The 14,186-nt window shown below is 74.0% G+C and carries 13 protein-coding genes; 6 read left to right on the forward strand and 7 right to left on the reverse strand.

The genetic code is table 11. The annotated features are described in order from the left end of the window. Positions 1–106: 106 nt before the first annotated feature. Positions 107–1,066, reverse strand: coding sequence for a tellurite resistance/C4-dicarboxylate transporter family protein (locus CP980_RS04320; protein WP_268257403.1), 960 nt, complete (start codon positions 1,064–1,066; stop codon positions 107–109). Positions 1,067–1,184: 118 nt separating this feature from the next. Here CP980_RS04320 and CP980_RS04325 point away from each other — a divergent pair, with 118 nt between their 5' ends. Next, positions 1,185–1,916 carry an SDR family NAD(P)-dependent oxidoreductase gene (locus CP980_RS04325; RefSeq protein ID WP_132754153.1) on the forward strand — a complete coding sequence of 244 codons (732 nt, stop codon included), beginning with the start codon at positions 1,185–1,187 and terminating at the stop codon, positions 1,914–1,916. Positions 1,917–1,929: 13 nt separating this feature from the next. Here the strand turns inward: CP980_RS04325 and CP980_RS04330 are convergent, their stop codons facing one another. Continuing rightward, entirely contained in the window at positions 1,930–2,676 is a 747-nt protein-coding gene (locus CP980_RS04330) for a VOC family protein (protein ID WP_150530120.1), read from the reverse strand. 135 nt (positions 2,677–2,811) lie between these two features. After that, positions 2,812–3,912 (reverse strand): carboxylate-amine ligase, encoded by a 1,101-nt coding sequence (locus tag CP980_RS04335; RefSeq protein ID WP_132754155.1) that lies wholly within the window; start codon positions 3,910–3,912, stop codon positions 2,812–2,814. A 247-nt stretch (positions 3,913–4,159) separates the two neighbouring features. Here CP980_RS04335 and CP980_RS04340 point away from each other — a divergent pair, with 247 nt between their 5' ends. Both CP980_RS04340 and CP980_RS04345 read left to right on the forward strand, forming a co-directional pair. Then, entirely contained in the window at positions 4,160–5,338 is a 1,179-nt protein-coding gene (locus CP980_RS04340) for an AI-2E family transporter (RefSeq protein WP_132754157.1), read from the forward strand. 122 nt (positions 5,339–5,460) lie between these two features. Further along, positions 5,461–6,303, forward strand: a complete 843-nt coding sequence (locus CP980_RS04345; RefSeq protein ID WP_150492678.1) for an RNA polymerase sigma factor SigF — start codon at positions 5,461–5,463, stop codon at positions 6,301–6,303. Here CP980_RS04345 and CP980_RS04350 read toward each other — a convergent pair. Both CP980_RS04350 and CP980_RS04355 read right to left on the reverse strand, forming a co-directional pair. Next, on the reverse strand, positions 6,233–6,784 hold the full coding sequence (locus CP980_RS04350) for an ATP-binding protein (protein ID WP_229906855.1): 552 nt from the start codon (positions 6,782–6,784) through the stop codon (positions 6,233–6,235). The genes CP980_RS04345 and CP980_RS04350 overlap by 71 nt on opposite strands. 88 nt (positions 6,785–6,872) lie before the next feature. Next, positions 6,873–8,249 carry an MFS transporter gene (locus tag CP980_RS04355; protein WP_150492679.1) on the reverse strand — a complete coding sequence of 459 codons (1,377 nt, stop codon included), beginning with the start codon at positions 8,247–8,249 and terminating at the stop codon, positions 6,873–6,875. A 150-nt stretch (positions 8,250–8,399) separates the two neighbouring features. Between CP980_RS04355 and CP980_RS04360 the strand changes: the two genes are divergently transcribed. Both CP980_RS04360 and CP980_RS04365 read left to right on the forward strand, forming a co-directional pair. Beyond that, on the forward strand, positions 8,400–8,801 hold the full coding sequence (locus CP980_RS04360; RefSeq protein WP_150492680.1) for a DnaJ family domain-containing protein: 402 nt from the start codon (positions 8,400–8,402) through the stop codon (positions 8,799–8,801). A 61-nt stretch (positions 8,802–8,862) separates the two neighbouring features. Continuing rightward, on the forward strand, positions 8,863–11,583 hold the full coding sequence (locus CP980_RS04365) for a SpoIIE family protein phosphatase (RefSeq protein WP_132754164.1): 2,721 nt from the start codon (positions 8,863–8,865) through the stop codon (positions 11,581–11,583). A 22-nt stretch (positions 11,584–11,605) separates the two neighbouring features. On the opposite strand, the gene CP980_RS04370 is transcribed toward CP980_RS04365, so the two are convergent. Then, a complete protein-coding gene (locus CP980_RS04370) occupies positions 11,606–12,343 on the reverse strand; it encodes a carbonic anhydrase (protein WP_132754166.1) in 738 nt (245 codons plus the stop codon). Positions 12,344–12,435: 92 nt separating this feature from the next. Continuing rightward, on the reverse strand, positions 12,436–13,635 hold the full coding sequence (locus CP980_RS04375) for a Gfo/Idh/MocA family protein (RefSeq protein WP_150492681.1): 1,200 nt from the start codon (positions 13,633–13,635) through the stop codon (positions 12,436–12,438). A 122-nt stretch (positions 13,636–13,757) separates the two neighbouring features. Here CP980_RS04375 and CP980_RS04380 point away from each other — a divergent pair, with 122 nt between their 5' ends. After that, complete coding sequence (locus tag CP980_RS04380; RefSeq protein WP_099888460.1) at positions 13,758–14,108, forward strand: hypothetical protein; 351 nt, start codon at positions 13,758–13,760, stop codon at positions 14,106–14,108. The last annotated feature ends 78 nt before the right edge of the window (positions 14,109–14,186 follow it).

Consider the following 14,186-nt stretch of genomic DNA (forward strand, 5'->3'; position numbering starts at 1 on the left):
CCCTGCAATGACCTGAGCGGGCGGGCGCAGGATGCCGGGTGTACTTCGTCAGGTGCCGCGGACCGCGTCGTGGGGCCGGCGCCGCGCGCGGCTCCTCACCGGCCCGTCAGGGGGTGACGGAGCTCCTGCCCGAAGTGGTGGCCACGAATGCCGCGAAGGTCAGCAACCAGGCGCCCACCGCGATCCACAGCAGCACCTCGCCCAGCGGCCGCAGCCATCCGACCCCGGTGGGGCCGGCCGCCGAGAGGCAGGCGGTGGCCGTCATCCCGAGGGGGAAGACGGTCGCCCAGCGCCGGATGTCGTAGTGCGGCCGCCACCTGCGCAGTTCGGCGCAGAGCAGGAGCACGTACCAGCAGAGGGACAGGGCGAGCGTCACCAGCGTGGCGGTACGCAGCGCGGTGTGCGCCGAACCGGTCCATACGGGTGACGCCGTGAGCTTCGACGCGGCCAGCGCCGAGATGGCCAGCGCACCGCCGGCCACCCAGTGGTCCCCCGCACCCCGCAGCACCTCGCGGAAGTCGAAACGTACGAGGGCGACCGCGTACAGCAGCAGGCCCAGGCAGAAGGCGCCCAGCGCCGCCCGGGCGAGCCGGTCGTGGTGGAGGGCGGCGGCGAGGGTCGCCGCCAGGACGGCGAGCCCCTGGGTGGCCACGCAGACGAGGAACGCGGCGCCGGGCATCCGCCGTTTCCAGTGCCGGACGACGGCGATCAGCAGTCCGGGCCAGAGCACGGCGGCCAGCACGAGCAACGCGACGGCCAAGCCCTGCCACCCCAGCTGGGAGATGCGGGTGCCGAGCACGGTCGTCGCGGCGACGGCCGTCAGGGCGGCCGGGGTGTCGGCCTCGGCCTCGAAGCGGCCCCGGTCGCTCACGAGCCGGGTGGTGAAATCGGCGGCGAGGACCAGCCACAGCCCGGTCGCGAAGAGCAGGGCGGCCAGCGACAGCACGTCGAAGCCGGTCAGGTACAGGCCGACGGAGAGGATGCCGGGGGCCATCACGGCGGCGCCCGCGGCCGGGGGGAGCCCCGTCCACCACCGGCGGCCGGGCAGGGGGAACGCCTGCTTCACCCTGCCAGCGGACACCGCCGCGCCGCGGCACGCGAGCGCGGTGGGCCACCCGGCCCACACCGTGTGCCCGGCGCCCGTGCCTTGACTTCCCCGGGGCGCTGCCCGACCCTCTGCGCTCATGGGACAGCTCGACGGCAAGGTCGCGGTGATCACGGGCGGGTCGGCCGGCATCGGTCTGGCGACGGCGCACCGGTTCGTGCGGGAGGGCGCCCGGGTGTTCGTCACGGGGCGCCGCGAGGCCGAACTGGCCGCCGCGGTGGACGCCTTGGGGAGCGGTGCGGTGGGGGTGCCGGGCGATGTCACCCGCTCGGCGGACCTGGAGCGGCTGTACGCGGCGGTCGAGGCCGAAGGCAGGCCGATCGACGTCCTCGTGACCAACGCGGGCGGCGGGAAGGCGGGCGGGGTCGCCGAGTTCACCGAGGAGCAGTTCGACCTCGTCTCGGACCTGAACTTCCGCGCGACCTTCTTCACGGTGCAGCGGGCGCTGCCGCTGTTCGCGGAGCGCGGCTCGGTCATCCTGGTCGGCTCGACCGCCGGCTCCTCGGGGTCCACCCGGTTCGGGGTCTACGGCGCCACGAAGGCGGCCGTACGGTCGATGGCGCGGAGCATGGCGCTGGAGCTGGCGGGGCGCGGGATCCGGGTGAACGCGCTCAGCCCGGGTCCGATCGACACCCCCGCGCTGTCCCGGGCGCCCGCCGCGATCCTGGAGGAGGTCACCTCCGGGGTGCCGATGGGCCGGACGGGCCGTCCCGAGGAGGTGGCCGCGGCGGCGCTGTTCCTCGCCTCGGAGGAGAGCAGCTACGTCACGGGCATCGAACTGTTCGTGGACGGCGGCGCCGCCCAGGTCTGATCCGGCGACGCGCTCAGGCCCCGGGCTCCGCGCGGGCCGTGGTGAGGGTGAACATCGCGCCCTCGGGGTCGCGGAGGTTGACCCAGCGGTCGGTGGCGCTCGACATGATGGTCGACAGGGTGGTCCCGCCCGAGGCGGCGGCGGCCTCGATGGCCTCGTCGAGGTCCGGGACGCGGAAGTAGACGTGCCAGCGCGGCCTGGTCTCCGGAGCGTGCGCCGCCGCCTCGGTGATCCCGCCGTTCAGGCGGGCCACGGGCTCGCCCCCCTGCCGCAGGACGACCTGGTCGTCCTCGTACGAGACCTCGCAGCATCCGGCGCGGCCGGTGGCCCACTCCAGCACCTCGCCGTAGAAGATCGCCGACTCGAAGGCGTCCCTGGTTCGCAGTTCCAGCCAGGCCGGCGCCGGGCCGTGGCCCACCCGCCAGTCGGCGGACACCCCACCGGCCCAGATCCCGAAGACCGCGCCGTCCCGGTCGGCGACCAGGGCGCCGCGGCCGCCGGAGGGGAAGGAGACCGGGCCGACCGCGACGGTTCCGCTGCGTTCGCGGATCCGGTCCGCGGCCTCGTCGGCGTCGTCGACGGCGAAGTACGGGGTCCACGCGGCGGCGACCGGCAGATCGGAGGTCAGCGTGCCGATCCCGGCCACCGGCACCCCGTCCAGCTTGGCTACGGTCCAGCCGTCACCCAGCCGGGCGGGCCGGAACTTCCAGCCGAGGACCGCGCCGTAGAACTGCTGGGTTCCCTGGAGGTCGCGGGCCATCAGGGAGACCCAGCACGGCGCCCCGAAGACCTCCCTCGTAGAAATCTCCACCGCACGTCCTCCGTCCCTCGTCCAGCCCATCGTGCCCTCGGGGCCGTCGGCCCGCGCGCCGGTCCGCGCGCCGTCCTGGTCCGCTCAGCGGCCGCTCCCCGCGCCCTGCCCGGTGATCAGATCGGTGAGGGCCTGCATGCCGCCCTCCGCGAGGGCCCGGCGCTGCCGGTCCGCGGGCGTGCCCTCCTGGAGGAGCCGGTGCAGCAGGGCGCCCACCTCGCGCTGGTCGCCGGCCTCCTCCAGGGCGGGGGTGATGTGCTTCATCAGCAGCCACAGCACGTCACCGGCGCTGCGCCGGCGGCCCTGCGGGTCCACCAGGGCGCCGTCCAGGCCGTGCCGGGCCGCGTGCCACATGGCCCCGTGCAGCAGCTCCGGCGTGCACTCGACGGGCGGGGCCCCCGCCTTCTCCTCGGCGATGGCGGTGCTGACCAGGGCGCGGATGATCCCGGTGAGCAGCACGGCGTCGGTGGCGTCCAGCTGTACGTCGAGGCAGCGCACCTCCAGGGTGGGATAGCGGTCGGACAGTCTGGCCTGCCAGTAGAGCTGGCCGCGGTCGGCGATCACCCCCGCCTCCAGGAGCGCCGCGATGCGCGCCTCGTAGTCGGCGAGCGTACGGAAGCACGGCGTGGGGCCGCTGACCGGCCAGCGGCCGAAGACGATCGTGCGCCAGCTGGCGAAGCCGGTGTCGCGCCCGTCCCACAGGGGCGAGTTCGCCGACATGGCCAGCAGGGTCGGCAGCCAGACGCGCAGCCGGTTGAGGACGGCGACGCCCATCTCCCGGTCGGGTACGCCGATGTGCACGTGCATGCCGTTGATCAGCTGCTCGTCGACCAGCTGGCCCGCTTCCTCCCGCATTTTGAGGTACCGCAGGTTCTGGGTGATCGGGGGCGGTACGGCGTCCCGCAGCGGCGCCGTGGCGGAGGTGGCCAGGAGGCAGCCGTACTCCTCGGCGGCGGAGCCGACCGCGTGCCGCAGCCGCAGCAGGTGGCCGGCAACCTCGTCCAGGTCCGTACAGACGGGTGTGGCGACCTCGATCTGGGCCTGGAGCAGCTCGTTCTGCACCTCGCCGGCGTCCACGAACGGCCCGAGGCCGGCCGCTGCCCGCACCTCCTCCGCCCGCGATACGGGCAGATGGGTGACCGGGTCCAGCAGGACGTACTCCTCCTCAACCCCGACCGTGATCATGTCGTGTGGGACTCCTGCCTAGAGTTCTGAAGGCCCCCGCCGTCCCCGGCGCGGTGCGTCGGCGGTCCGCGGGCCCTGCGTATGCCCGGCCCGGAGCCGCCTCATGCAGCGGCCGGCGGAACCGCTCGGGCGCGGGGCATTCGGCGGTTCCTTCGGGCGAATCTGCCTCCGGGTGCGTGGGGTGTCGATTCCAGCGTGGCAGTTCACAGGGAAATGCACCCATCGGGCCATCGGGCAGAGGCGGTACATGACCAGGCGATCCGCAGGCCGGCCGGCATCCGGCCCGGACGGGGCACGTCCGCGGGCCTCGCGCTCCCGGGTGGCCGTCCGGCGCGCCCGGGCGCTGGGCCGGCGCCCGGGCGGACGGCCGGTGGAGGGGTCGTACGCGTCCGTGTCCCCCCTGCTGCGGACGGCGGCGGCGTACTGCTGGCGGCTGCTGGTGATCGGCGCGGTCGTGTACACGGTGTTCATGGTGCTGGGGCGCTTCCACCAGATCGGTGTCGCCGTCTTCCTGGGTCTGGTCGCGTGCGCGCTGCTGCGGCCGGTGACCGATCTGCTGGACCGGTGGATCCCGCGCTCCCTCGCGGTGGCCTGTTCGCTGCTGGGCAGCATCGTGCTCGCGCTGGGCGCGCTCGCGTTCGTCGGGGAGACCATCGCGGCGGAGTGGAACTCGCTGGTGTCCGAGTTCCGCATGGGGCTGGACCGGCTGGAGCCCTTGCTGGAGCGGCCGCCGCTGCGGCTGAGCCCGCACGCGCTGACCGACCTGCGGGACCGGATCGGCGCCTACCTCTCCAGTCACCGCGCGAGCCTGCTCAGCACGGCCGTGAGTGGTGCGGGGCGCCTGGTCGAGGCCCTCACGGTGGTGGCGCTGTCGCTGTTCTGCTCGGTGTTCTTCATCTACTCCGGTGACCGGCAGTGGCGCTGGGTGTGCGCCCAGTTCCCGACGGGGGCCCAGCAGCGCATCTCGGTCGCGGGGCGGGCCGCGTGGCGGACGTTCACCGGGTACACCCACGGGATCGTGCTGGTCGCGGTGACCAACGCCATCCTGGTCGGGTTGGCGCTGTTCGCCTTGGGCGTCCCGCTGGCGGTGCCGCTCGCGCTGCTGGAGTTCTTCGCCGCGTTCATCCCGCTGATCGGCTCCCCCGTCGCCCTCGCGGTGGCCGTGGTCGTCGCGCTGGCGGCCAAGGGGCCGCTGGTCGCCGCGCTCGTGGTCGCCCTGATCGTGATCATCGGGCAGATCGAGGGGCATGTGCTGCACCCGCTGCTGATGAGCTGGGCGGTGCGGCTGCACCCGGTGGTGGTGGCGCTGTCGGTCGTCGCGGGAGCGGTTGCCGCGGGTGTGCTGGGGGCGGTGGTCGCCGTACCGCTGGTCTCGGTCGTGTGGGCGGTCCGCCAGTCGTTGCGCGCTCCGCAGGCAAGGCTCTGAGCTGCGCTTCTGCGATCGAGCGGCTTCAGCCGGGCGGGAGCGGGTATACCCATGGGAGGACAGCTCACGAGACGGCCGTGCCGCGAGCCCGCGGCGCGACCACCCGTCGGAGGAGCCGAGAGATGCCGTACACGGACGTCACCGAAAGCATTCCGCAGGACACGCTGAGCGTGAGCACAGGCGAGGCCCGGACGCTGTCGGGGGCCCTGTTCCGCCGCCTGCGCAGCCTCGACGAGGGGACCGCGGCGTACTCCTACGTGCGCAACACGCTCGTCGAGCTCAACCTGAGCCTGGTCAAGTACGCCGCCCGCCGCTTCCGCGGCCGCAGCGAGCCGATGGAGGACATCGTCCAGGTCGGGACGATCGGCCTGATCAAGGCGATCAACCGGTTCGACCCGGGGCGCGGGGTGGAGTTCACCACCTTCGCCATGCCCACCATCGTGGGCGAGATCAAGCGCTTCTTCCGCGACACCAGCTGGGCCGTGAAGGTGCCCAGACGGCTCCAGGAACTTCGGATCGACTCCGCCAAGGCGCACGACGCGCTGGAGCAGGACCTGGGGCGCGAGCCCACGGACGCCGAGCTGGCGGAGCGGCTGCACGTCACGCCCGAGGAGCTCGCGGAGGGGCAGAAGGCGGCGCACGCGTACTCCGCGCGCTCCCTGGACGCACCGGCGCAGGAGGACGGCGATCACAACGCGTACGCCGACCGGCCCTCGCTGGGCGCGGAGGAGGCCGCGTACGACACGATCGAGTGCCTGGAGTCGCTCAAGCCGCTCCTGGCCGAGCTGCCCGAGCGGGAGCGCACGCTGCTGTCGCTGCGCTTCGGCGACGGCCTGACCCAGTCCGAGATCGGCGAGCGGCTGGGGCTGTCCCAGATGCACGTGTCGCGGCTGCTCAACCGGACGCTGGCCGCCCTGCGGACGAGCCTCCTGGAGGATCCTCCGCAGACCTCCGCGGGGTCGTGAGCGGCAGCGGAACCTCCGCCCACACCGTTTTCCCGTTCCGTCCGTCGGCGTAGGGCTCCCAGCCCCAGCTCCGGGCGAGCCGCTCCAGGATGAGCAGGCCGTGGCCGCCGGGAAGGGCGGCTCCGGCGGTCCACAGGCGACGGGGGTGCTCGGGGCTCCCGTCGCCGACCTCGATCCGGAGCCGCCCGGGACCGCGGCGCAGCACGAGGTCCCGGACGCCGCCCGCGTGCAGGCAGGCGTTGCCGACGAGCTCGGAGACCAGGAGGAGGACGTCTTCGGCCGCCTCGTACCGGTCCGCGTCGTACGGGCGGTACCCGGCGGCTCCTTCGGCCCCTTGAGTGCCGTACGCCCCGTCCGCCGGCTGGGTGGTCCAGTGCCAGTCGGCGAGGGCGCGCCGGGTGAAGTCCCGGCAGCGGGTGACGGCCCCCCGGGTCCCGTCCGGTCCCCCGCCGAGGTGCAGCGTGCGGGTCTCCTCGCTCATGTCGGCCGCCTACCCAGGCCGGGGGATAAAACACGGAAAACGCCCTGCGGCCATGATCCGGTGGAGGTGGTCCCGGGGGAACGCGCGGTCAGGACACCGTCGCGGGACCCCCACCCGTCGCGGTGGGGGCTCCGGCCGGGGCGCTGCCCGCGGCCTCCGCGCTCCGCAGGCCTTGCCACCGGCGCAGCGCGTAATGCCGCTGGGCGACGGAGACTCCCGCCACGGCCGCCCCGAGCAGGAGCCAGCCCGTCGGCCCCGCCACCATCACCGCGCCGGTCAGCAGCACCGGCCCGGCCGATTTCTGGACGGACTGGGACATGCCCGCCACCCCCAGGTACGAGGCCCTGGCCTCCGGGGGCGCGAGGGCGACGGCCAGCTCCCAGGAGCTCACCGAACGCAGCAGCTCCGCGGCCGTGGCCAGTACGGCGGCGGCCAGCAGCGCGGCCGAGGCCGCCCAGGCCCCGCGTTCGGGGGTGACGGCCAGGAGCACGCAGCAGCCGAGCAGGGTCAGCCCGTACAGCCGGGCCGCCCCGGCGGCCTGGACGGTGCTGCGGACCCGCGCCGACACGGTCATCTGCAGGGCCACGACGAGCACGGTGTTGATGATGAGGAAGGCCGGCACCACGGCGTGCGGCGCGTCGGTGTGTTCGATCAGCCACAGCGGCAGCCCGACCCCCAGGATCGAGTCGTCCAGGCAGAGCGGGACGTCCAGCAGGACGAAGCGGAGGTAGCCGCGGTCCCGCCACGGGCTCGCGGCGCCCGGCCGGACCGCCCCGGGCGTCCGGGTCCCCCTCTCCCCGCCCCCGGGCTCCTGCCGCTGCTCCCTGGTGCGCCACACCAGCGCCGCGGCGAGCACGAACGACAGCGCGTCGCCCAGGATCAGCACCTGGTAGGCCTCGCGCGTGCCCACGGCGAGTCCGATGGCGGCCAGTCCCGCGCCGACCGCGTACCCGGCGTTCGCCACGCTGCGCGACAGCGCCTGGTACGTACCCCGCCGCTCGCCCGCCGCCCGCGTGGCGAAGAGCATCTCCAGCATCTTGGCCGCCCGGTCGCCGAGCGAGGTGAGGGCGACCAGGAGCAGCAGCACCTCGAACCGGGTGGTCACGAGCAGCGCACCGATCGAGGCGAGCCGCAGCAGATGACAGCCGATCAGCAGCGCGCGGGCGGGGAGACGGGCGGCCAGGTGGCCGGCCAGCGGCGAGCCGGCGATGCCCGCCACACCCGCCGCGCCCAGCAGCAGGCCCAGCTGCCGCCCGTCCAGGCCGGCGACGAAGGTGAAGAAGAGGACGCAGGACGCGCCCCACACCCCCGTACCGGTGCGGTCCAGGAACTGGGCCAGGAGCATGATCCGGGCGTCGCGCCCGCCGGGCGGCCGCCGCAACTGCGCCAGCAGCCCGGTCCCGTCCTTCCGGGGCCCCGGCTCCCCCCGGTCCCCCCGCTTCCCCGTCCCGCGCCGCCGGATCATTCCGGGTCCTCCGCATCCCCCGCCGAAGTATCTCGATGTCGAGATACTTCGCGGTAGCCTGCCGGAAATCAATCTTGACGTCAAGATAAATTCGCTGCCGGCGCCACCCACCCCGGCGATAGGCTGGGCGGACGGACGAGAGGAGCAGTCGTGACCGACCGCAAGCCACCGGGCGTCAGCTTCGAGTCCTGGGTGGACCGGCAGATCAGGGAGGCCGCCGAGCGCGGCGAGTTCGAGCGGCTGCCGGGCTACGGCAAACCCCTGGCCGCGATCGACGCCCCGTACGACGAGCTGTGGTGGATCAGGGAGAAGATGCACCGCGAGGGATTCGCCGCCCTGCCGCCCGCCCTCGCCCTGCGCAAAGAGGCCGAGGACGCCCTGGAGGCGGCCCAGGCGGCCCCCTCGGAGCGCCAGGCTCGGGCCATCCTGACCGAGATCAACGAGAAGATCCGCGCCGCCCTGCGCAGGCCGCCGCCGGGCCCGCCCCTGCGCCTCACCGCATTCGACGTGGACGCCGTCCTCAGGACCCGGCGCGAGCGCCGGGCCGGCTGACGGCGCGCCCGGACGCGGCGTTCGCGGCTCTCCCGGCCGCAGACCATCGACAGTGCTACAAATGGTTCGTGACCCATCCTTGCAACCCGTGCCGGGGACGTCGGTGCGGTCACTGATCACGAGGCGCCCGCGCAGCGTCGCCCGACAGGTATTCGTCCTTCAGGTGGCGGTCGTGGTGCTGCTCGCCGCCGGGGCGGTCCTGGCCCTCGTACTCCAGTCCCGGCACGACGTGGACCGGGAGGCCCGGACGCGTTCGGTGGCGGTCGCGCAGACCTTCGCCCATTCGCTCGGACTGCGCCAGGCGCTGCTGGCCCCCGATCCCTCGAAGATCCTCCAGCCGCTCACCGAGGTGACCCGCAAGGACGCCGGGGTGGACTTCATCGTCGTGATGAACGACCAGGGGATCCGCTACACCCATCCGCTCCCCGACCGCATCGGCAAGAAGTTCGTGGGCACCATCGCGCCCTCACTGGCCGGCCACGTCTACACGGAGAGCGTGAAGGGACCCCTGGGCCAGGAGATCCAGGCCGTGGTCCCCGTGTTCGCCGACCCCTACAAGGACGGCGGACCGGTCGTGGCCCTGGTGTCCGCCGGCCTCACGGTGAAGAACGTCACCGGGGTGTTCCAGCGGCAACTGCCCGTCATCCTCGGCACCACCGCGGCCGGCCTCGCCCTCGCCACGGTCGGCGCGGGACTCATCAGCCAGCGTCTGCGCCGCCAGACCCGCGGGCTCGGGCCGGCCGAGATGACCCGGATGTACGAACACCACGACGCGGTGCTGCACTCCGTACGCGAGGGCGTGCTGATCACCGACGGCGGCGGCCGGCTCCTCCTCGCCAACGACGAGGCGAAACGTCTGCTCAGGCTCCCGCCGGACGCCGAGGGCCAGCACATCCGTGAGCTGTCGGGGCTCGACCCGCAGATGGCCGACCTCCTGCTGTCCGGCCGGGAAACCACGGACGAGGTGCACGAGGCCGGGGACCGGCTGCTCGTCGTCAACCAGCGCGCGACCCGCCCCCGCGGCAGGCCCGAGGGCACGGCCGTCACCATCCGGGACTCCACCGAGATGCAGGTGCTCAGCACCCGCGCCGAGGCGGCCCGCAAACGGCTCAGGCTGCTGTACGACGCGGGGGTCGGCGTGGGCACCACCCTCGACGTGGAGCGGACGGCCCAGGAGCTCGCGGACGTCGCCGTACCGCGCTTCGCGGACTTCGTCACCGTCGACCTGGCGGAACCCGTGCTCCTCGGCGACGAGCCCACCGCGGTCAAAGCCGACCTGCGGCGCACCGGGGTCAGCGGGATCCGGGACGACGTCCCGCTCTACCCGCGCGGCCGGCTGATCGACTTCGTGCCCTCCACTCCCCAGGCGCGCGGGCTGAGCAGCGGCCACGCCGAGATGGTGTGCGATCTGGCCGACGCGCCGGGATGGCACGCCCAGGACCCGCCCCGGGCCCGGGCCATCGTGGAGTTCGGGGTCCACTCCCTGATCACCGCGCCGCTCAAGGCCCGCGGCGTCGTCCTCGGCCTGGTCAACTTCTGGCGCTCCGAGAAGGAACCCTTCGACGAGGAGGACCTGTCGCTGGCGGAGGAGCTGGTCGCCCGCGCCGGGGTCAGCATCGACAACGCGCGCCGCTACACCCGCGAGCACGCGCTGGCCGTGACCCTCCAGCGCAGCCTGCTGCCGCGCGATCTGCCCGAGCAGAGCGCGGTGGAGGTCGCCCACTACTACCTGCCCGCGCAGTCGGGCGTGGGCGGCGACTGGTTCGACGTGATCCCCCTCCCCGGCGCCCGCGTGGCCCTCGTCGTGGGCGATGTCGTCGGGCACGGCCTGCACGCCGCCGCGGCCATGGGCCGGCTGCGTACGGCCGTACTGAACTTCTCCTCCCTGGACCTGCCCCCCGACGAGCTGCTCGCCCGCCTCGACGATCTCGTCCAGTACATCGACCAGAGCGTGGCGGGCGGCGACGGCGCCGAGGGCGGACTGATCGGCGCGACCTGCCTGTACGCCGTGTACGACGCGGTCACCCAGCGCTGCACGGTGGCGCGGGCGGGCCACATGCCGCCGGCCGTCGTCCGCCCGGACGGCACCGTGGAGATCCCGGAGCTGCCCGCGGGCGCGCCGCTGGGGCTGGGCGGGTTCCCGTTCGAGTCCGCGGAGCTGGACCTGAGCGAGGGCACCCAGCTGGTGCTGTACACCGACGGGCTGATCGAGGACCGCGCCCGCGACATCGACGAGGGGCTCGCCCTGCTCCGCTCGGCCCTGGCGCACGCGGACCGCAGCCCCGAGGACACCTGCCGGGAGGTGCTGGCGGAGCTGCTGCCGGTGCGCCCGCGCGACGACGTGGCCCTGCTGGTCGCACGGACGTCGGCGCTGCCGGCCGAGCGCATCGCCGAGTGGGAGGTCCCGTTCGAGCCGAGCGCGGTCGCCGCCATGCGGGCCCTCGCGATGGAGAAGCTGGAGGAGTGGGGCCTGTCGGAGCTCACGTTCGGTACGGAGCTGGTGCTGAGCGAGCTCATCACGAACGCGATCCGGCACGGCTCCGAACCGGTGCGCGTACGGCTCCTGCACGACCGGGTGCTGACCTGCGAGGTCTTCGACGGCAGCAGCAGCTCACCGCGGCTGCACTACGCCAAGACCACGGACGAGGGGGGCCGCGGACTCTTCCTGGTGGCGCAGCTCAGCCGCCGCTGGGGGGCCCGGTACACCCCGGAGGGCAAGGTCATCTGGTCGGAGCAGCCGCTGCCGGACCCCGAGCAGGCCGACCCGGCCGACCCGGTCTGACGGGGCCGGTGGTGGGGGCTGCTCAGCGGATCCGGTGCACGCGCTGGCTGGTGAGTTCGTACCGCGCTCCGACCACGGCCAGCTTCCCGGCCGCGACCCGGGCGGCGAGATCGGGTTCGGCCGCCAGCCGGGAGCGGACCAGCCGGACGTTCTGGGTGACCGCGGCGTCGACGCGCGCGTCCCTGCCGAGCGAGCGGTCGACGGCCGGACGGATCTGCTCCGCCAGGTAGCGCAGGTGGCCGGGCAGCTGCTCCAGCCCCTCGGCGGCGCGGACCGCGGCGGTCACCGCCCCGCAGGACTGGTGCCCGAGGACCACCACCAGCGGAATGGCCAGTTCCACGACCCCGAACGCGATGCTTCCGAGCACCGCGTCGTCCAGCACCTCACCGGCCGACCGTACCGTCATCAGATCGCCGAGCCCCTGGTCGAAGACCAGCTCCGGCGGGACGCGGGAGTCCACGCAGCCCAGGATGACGGCGAACGGGTGCTGTCCCCCGACCAGCGCCTGCCGTACGGTCCGGGTGGCGTCGGGATGCCGCTGGTGGTATGTCCGCCAGCGGGCGTTGCCCGCCGACAGCTCGCGCAGCGCCGCCTCGGGCGTACGGGGCCGCGCGCCGTGCAGGCCGGTACGGGAGCCGCCGCCGGTGGGGCCGCCGGCCGCCGCCAGGGCGGCGCCGAGACCCACGGTGAGGGCGCCCCGTACCAGGCGACGCCGCCCAGGAGTCCCGTCGGCCCGGTGATGCTCGGCAAGGACGCTCATGCGGGCCCAAGCTAGGCCCCGTGCGGCCGGGGCGGCGGAGGCGGGCCCGCCCTTGGGGAACTCTTGGGCAAACGCCGGGGCCGGCGTGGCGTTCAGTGGCCTCCCGGCCCGGCCTGGCCCCGGTCGAAGTACGCGGCCAGGGCCGGATCGGGCGGCGGTACCCGCCGGGGCGTGCCCCCGTCGCGCAGGGACTCCGTCGCCAGGCAGCCCACCGCGACCGCCATCCGGGCGGCGACCGGCGAGGTGTCCGTCGCACCCCCGTGCCGTACGAAGCGCAGGAACTCGTCGATGAGCAGCGGGTCGGCGCCGCCGTGCCCGCCCGCGGGGTCCGCGCCGGGGACGGTGCGGACGGCGTCGGGCTCGGCCCGGTATCCGGAGCGGCGGGCGTTCCAGACCCGGACCTCGGCGCCCGGCCCGTCACCGAAGTTCTCCAGGCGGCCGGCGTCGCCGATGACCGTGTAGTTGCGCCAGTAGTCGGGGGTGAAGTGGCACTGCTGGTAGGCGGCGAGCACCCCGCCCGCGAGGCGCAGGTTGAGCAGCGAGACGTCCTCGACGTCGATGACGGGGTTGAGGCCGCGCTGGGTGTGCGGGGGCCAGTGGCCGTCCTCGGTGTACCAGTCCTCGGTCTTGGGCTCGCCGGGGGCCCGGCGGTGCGGGTTCTCCCCGTAGACCATCAGGTCGCCCATCGCCTGCACGTCCTCGGTGTAGGAGCCGGCCAGCCAGTGCAGTACGTCGATGTCGTGCGCGGCCTTCTGGAGCAGCAGACCGGTGGTGTGGCGCCGCTCGGCGTGCCAGTCCTTGAAGTACCAGTCGCCGCCGTAGCCGACGAAGTGCCGGATCCAGACCGTCCGGACCCGGCCGATCGCACCGGCCCCGATCAGCTCGCGCATCGTCCGTACGACGGGCATGTGCCGCATGTTGTGCCCGACGTACAGGCGGGTGCCCGTCGCGCGGGCGGTGCGCAGGATCTCGTCGCATCCTTCGACGGTGGTGGCGAGCGGCTTCTCGACGAAGGCGGGCTTGCGGGCCAGGAGCGTCCGGCAGGCCAGGTCGGCGTGGGTGTGGTCGGGGGTCAGGACGAGGACGGCGTCGACGTCCGGGTCCTCGGTCACGGCCACGGGATCAGGGGTGGTGCGTGCGCCCGGGAAGGCCGCGGCGGCGTCCGCCCTGGCCCGCGGATCGGGGTCGGCGACGGCGGTGACGGCCGCGCCGCGGCCGGGCCGGTGTGCCGTGCGCGCGATGCTGCCGCGCAGCCCGTATCCGAGGACGCCGATGCGAAGGTCGGTGGTCATGGGCGAGTCCCTTCCCGGCGCGCCCGCGTTCATCCGCCCGGCCGAGTACCGGATGCCGCCCGCGCCCGGCCGGGGCAGTCTGTGGGCAAGGCAGTCACCACCGCACAGACGAGGACCGCGCCATGTCCCACAGCCGGCGTATCGGCGTCATCACCGCGGCCGCAGCACTGCTGCTGACCGCCACCGCCTGCTCGGGCCTGGGCCGGAGCACCGTCGGCATGCTGACCTTCCGCGGCCACGACTCGCCGGTGGAGCTGAGCTACTCGAACACCTCGGTGAAGGGGTGTCACAAGATCGGCCTCCCGAGGGGCGCCACCCACGTGGAGAACAACACCCTCGTCGATGTCGTGCTGTACCGGACGCAGGACTGCACCACGCCCGCGGGGAACGAGGGCATCTACGTCGCCACCACGCTCTCGAACGTCACGGCCCCGGTCAGCCTGCCCTGGCGCAGCTTCAGCGTCATCCACTGACGAGGAGCCGCCGGCCGCCCGGTGCGGGAGGGCCCCCGGACCATCCCCCGTGGTGGTCCGGGGGCCCTCCCGCGCCGG

It is taken from the genome of Streptomyces vinaceus (assembly GCF_008704935.1).
Taxonomy (GTDB): domain Bacteria; phylum Actinomycetota; class Actinomycetes; order Streptomycetales; family Streptomycetaceae; genus Streptomyces; species Streptomyces vinaceus.

Coding starts and splice junctions, on each gene's coding strand:
- CP980_RS04370 (WP_132754166.1), bottom strand. CDS start 12,343: ATGAGCGTCCTTGCCGAGCATCACCGGGCCGACGGGACTCCTGGGCGG.
- CP980_RS04350 (WP_229906855.1), bottom strand. CDS start 6,784: ATGAGCGAGGAGACCCGCACGCTGCACCTCGGCGGGGGACCGGACGGG.
- CP980_RS04355 (WP_150492679.1), bottom strand. CDS start 8,249: ATGATCCGGCGGCGCGGGACGGGGAAGCGGGGGGACCGGGGGGAGCCG.
- CP980_RS04330 (WP_150530120.1), bottom strand. CDS start 2,676: ATGGCCCGCGACCTCCAGGGAACCCAGCAGTTCTACGGCGCGGTCCTC.
- CP980_RS04375 (WP_150492681.1), bottom strand. CDS start 13,635: ATGACCACCGACCTTCGCATCGGCGTCCTCGGATACGGGCTGCGCGGC.
- CP980_RS04335 (WP_132754155.1), bottom strand. CDS start 3,912: ATGATCACGGTCGGGGTTGAGGAGGAGTACGTCCTGCTGGACCCGGTC.
- CP980_RS04365 (WP_132754164.1), top strand. CDS start 8,863: ATGGTTCGTGACCCATCCTTGCAACCCGTGCCGGGGACGTCGGTGCGG.
- CP980_RS04340 (WP_132754157.1), top strand. CDS start 4,160: ATGACCAGGCGATCCGCAGGCCGGCCGGCATCCGGCCCGGACGGGGCA.
- CP980_RS04345 (WP_150492678.1), top strand. CDS start 5,461: ATGCCGTACACGGACGTCACCGAAAGCATTCCGCAGGACACGCTGAGC.
- CP980_RS04380 (WP_099888460.1), top strand. CDS start 13,758: ATGTCCCACAGCCGGCGTATCGGCGTCATCACCGCGGCCGCAGCACTG.
- CP980_RS04325 (WP_132754153.1), top strand. CDS start 1,185: ATGGGACAGCTCGACGGCAAGGTCGCGGTGATCACGGGCGGGTCGGCC.